Raw genomic sequence first — 3,353 nt, 5'->3', positions numbered from 1 at the left:
CCGCGAACACCGGCGAAGCCGGTGCCATCCACCGCGCTGCCTGCTTCGCGGGACAAGCCCGCTTCCACAGCTCATCCCATGAAATTTTACATAGCCCCCTAATCAAAGCTTTGACATTCACTGCCTAGGCAGTAATATTTTTAAACAATTGCCCGAGCCCACGCCGATGTCCCATTTCACCCCGGAAAACTTCCAGACCTGCGCCATCGGCATGCTCTTGGGCCGCGCGGCGATCCTCAAGGACCGCATTCTCGACTGGCACCTCGAATCCGAGGGCGTCACCGCCGCGCAGTTCAAGGTGCTGATCATCGTCACCCAGTACCAGGTGGATACCCCGGCCGAACTCTGCCGCTACCTGGGCCTGGACAGCGGTTCGATGACCCGCATGCTCGACCGCCTCGAGCACAAGGGCCTGATCCTGCGCAACCGCTGCCCCGATGACCGCCGCCAGGTGCGCCTGGCCCTCACCGCCGAGGGCCAGCGCCTGGCCGACCGTTTGCCGGAGATCGGCGCGGCGGCGATGAACGAACTGGTCAGCGTGCTGCAGCCTGACGAGCTGAAAACCCTCGAAGGCCTGCTGGCCAAGGTCCTGATCGGCGCCGGCGACCCCCTGACGATTCGCCGCTTCGGCGATCGTTGAACCCGTTACGCTTTTTCCAAGGTATTACCCATGGCCACTCCCGCAGACACCTCAACTCCCCCCGACGCGCCGCAACCCTCGCGCAAGCGCAAGGCCTGGCTGCTTGGCCTGCTGCTGCTGGTGCTGCTCGCAGGCGCGGGCACCTGGGTCTGGTACAGCCTGATCGGGCGCTGGCACGAAAGCACCGACGACGCCTACGTCAACGGCAACGTGGTAGAGATCACGCCGCTGGTGACCGGCACCGTGACCAGCATCGGTGCCGACGATGGCGATCTGGTGCACGCCGGCCAGGTGCTGCTGCAGTTCGACCCGGCCGACAGCGAAGTCGCCCTGCAGTCCGCCGAAGCCAAACTGGCCCGCAGCGTGCGCCAGGTGCGTGGCCTGTACAGCAACGTCGATTCGCTCAAGGCACAGTTGCAGACCCGCCAGGCCGAGCTGCAGAAAGCCCAGCAGAACTACAACCGGCGCAAGGTGCTGGCCGACAGCGGTGCGATCGCCGCCGAAGAAATCTCGCATTCCCGGGATGACCTGACCGTGGCCCAGGCGGCGGTGAACAGCGCCCGCCAACAGCTCAATACCAGTACTGCGCTGGTCGACGACACCGTGGTGTCCTCGCACCCCGAGGTCATGGCCGCCGCCGCCGACCTGCGCCAGGCTTACCTCGACCATGCCCGCACCACCCTGGTGGCGCCGGTCACCGGCTACGTTGCCAAGCGCACCGTGCAGCTGGGCCAGCGCTTGCAGCCAGGCACCGCGACCATGGCAGTGATCCCGCTGGACGAGGTGTGGATCGACGCCAACTTCAAGGAAACCCAACTGCGCAACATGCGCATCGGCCAGCCGGTGGACATCAGCGCCGACCTGTACGGCAGCGAGGTCAAATACAGCGGCACGGTCGACAGCCTGGGCGCCGGAACCGGCAGCGCCTTTGCCCTGCTGCCGGCACAGAATGCCACCGGCAACTGGATCAAGATCGTCCAGCGCGTACCGGTGCGCATTCACCTGAGCGCCGATCAGCTCAAGGACCATCCGCTGCGGATCGGCCTGTCCACCGTGGTCGAGGTCGACCTGCATGACCAGAGTGGCCCGGCCCTGGCCCAGCAGCCACCGCAGCAAGCCAGCTACACCACCCAGGTGTATGACCGCCAGCTGGTCGAGGCCGACGAACTGATCGCCCGGTTGATCCACGCGAACAGCGCTTCCGGCAAGACGGCCCAGCGATGAGCGACAACGCCCCGGCCCAGTTCACCCCGCCGAGCCTGTTGCTGACCACCATAGGCCTGTCGCTGGCGACCTTCATGCAGGTGCTCGACACCACCATCGCCAACGTGGCGCTGCCGACCATTTCCGGCAACCTGGGGGTGAGCTACGAGCAGGGCACCTGGGTCATCACTTCGTTCGCGGTGAGCAACGCCATCGCCTTGCCGCTGACCGGCTGGCTGAGCCGGCGCTTCGGTGAGGTCAAGCTGTTCATCTGGGCCACGCTGCTGTTCGTGCTGGCCTCCTTTCTTTGCGGTATCGCCCAGTCGATGCCGGAGCTGGTGGGCTTTCGTGTGCTGCAGGGGGTGGTGGCGGGGCCGTTGTACCCGATGACCCAGACCCTGCTGATCGCCGTCTACCCGCCGGCCAAACGGGGCATGGCCCTGGCCTTGCTGGCGATGGTCACGGTGGTGGCGCCGATTGCCGGGCCGATCCTCGGCGGCTGGATCACCGACAGCTACAGCTGGCCATGGATCTTCTTCATCAACGTGCCCATCGGCCTGTTCGCCGCTGCCGTGGTGCGCCAGCAGATGCGCACGCGACCGGTGGTCACCAGCCGCCAGCCGATGGACTATATCGGCCTGCTGACGTTGATCGTCGGCGTCGGCGCGCTGCAGGTGGTGCTCGACAAGGGCAATGACCTGGACTGGTTCGAGTCGTCGTTCATCATCATCGGCAGCCTGATTTCGGTGGTGTTCCTGGCCATCTTCGTCATCTGGGAGCTCACCGACCGCCATCCGGTGGTCAACCTGCGGCTGTTCGTGCACCGCAACTTTCGCATCGGCACGATGGTACTGGTGGGCGGTTATGCGGGGTTCTTCGGCATCAACCTGATGCTGCCGCAGTGGTTGCAGACGCAGATGGGCTACACCGCGACCTGGGCGGGGCTGGCGGTGGCACCGATCGGCCTGCTGCCGGTGCTGATGTCGCCGTTCGTGGGCAAGTACGCCCACCGCTTCGACTTGCGTGTGCTGGCGGGGTTGGCGTTCCTGGCGATTGGCGGCAGCTGCTACATGCGGGCTGGCTTCACCAGTGAGGTGGACTTCCAGCACATTGCCCTGGTGCAGTTGTTCATGGGCATTGGCGTGGCGCTGTTCTTCATGCCGACCTTGAGCATCCTGCTGTCGGACCTGCCGCCGCATCAGATCGCCGACGGTTCGGGGCTGGCGACCTTCCTGCGCACGCTGGGTGGCAGTTTTGCCGCGTCGTTGACCACGTGGATCTGGATTCGCCGGGCCGACCAGCACCACGCCTACCTGAGCGAGCACATCAGTGAGTTCGAGCCGGCGACGCGGCATACCCTGGAACAATTGGGTGGCGCCAACCCGCAGAGCTACGCGTTGCTGGAACAGATGCTCAACCGGCAGGCCTACATGATGTCGACCGTGGATTACTTCACCCTGATGACCTGGGTGTTTGCCGGGCTGATCCTGCTGGTGTGGCTGGGCAAGCC

General features: G+C 65.1%; 3 protein-coding genes. All 3 read left to right on the top strand.

The window, feature by feature from the left end; all coding sequences use genetic code 11:
- Nucleotides 1-166: 166 nt before the first annotated feature.
- Nucleotides 167-640, top strand: a complete 474-nt coding sequence (locus PMI38_RS25870) for a MarR family winged helix-turn-helix transcriptional regulator (RefSeq protein WP_008101016.1) — start codon at nt 167-169, stop codon at nt 638-640.
- Nucleotides 641-670: 30 nt separating this feature from the next.
- Nucleotides 671-1,864: an HlyD family secretion protein gene (locus PMI38_RS25865; RefSeq protein WP_008101014.1), complete on the top strand. Its 1,194-nt coding sequence runs from the start codon at nt 671-673 to the stop codon at nt 1,862-1,864.
- Nucleotides 1,861-3,353, top strand: a 1,493-nt coding sequence (locus tag PMI38_RS25860; protein ID WP_008101013.1) for a DHA2 family efflux MFS transporter permease subunit, incomplete at its 3' end; no start/stop codon positions are given. The genes PMI38_RS25865 and PMI38_RS25860, both read left to right, overlap by 4 nt.

Source organism: Pseudomonas sp. GM84, assembly GCF_000282535.1.
Classification (GTDB): domain Bacteria; phylum Pseudomonadota; class Gammaproteobacteria; order Pseudomonadales; family Pseudomonadaceae; genus Aquipseudomonas.
The sequence above is the reverse complement of the archived record's forward strand: the minus strand, read 5'-3'. Positions and strand labels throughout refer to the sequence as shown.

Excerpts from the sequence above, each read along its gene's own strand:
- PMI38_RS25865 (WP_008101014.1), top strand. The coding sequence starts at position 671 with ATGGCCACTCCCGCAGACACCTCAACTCCCCCCGACGCGCCGCAACCC.
- PMI38_RS25870 (WP_008101016.1), top strand. The coding sequence starts at position 167 with ATGTCCCATTTCACCCCGGAAAACTTCCAGACCTGCGCCATCGGCATG.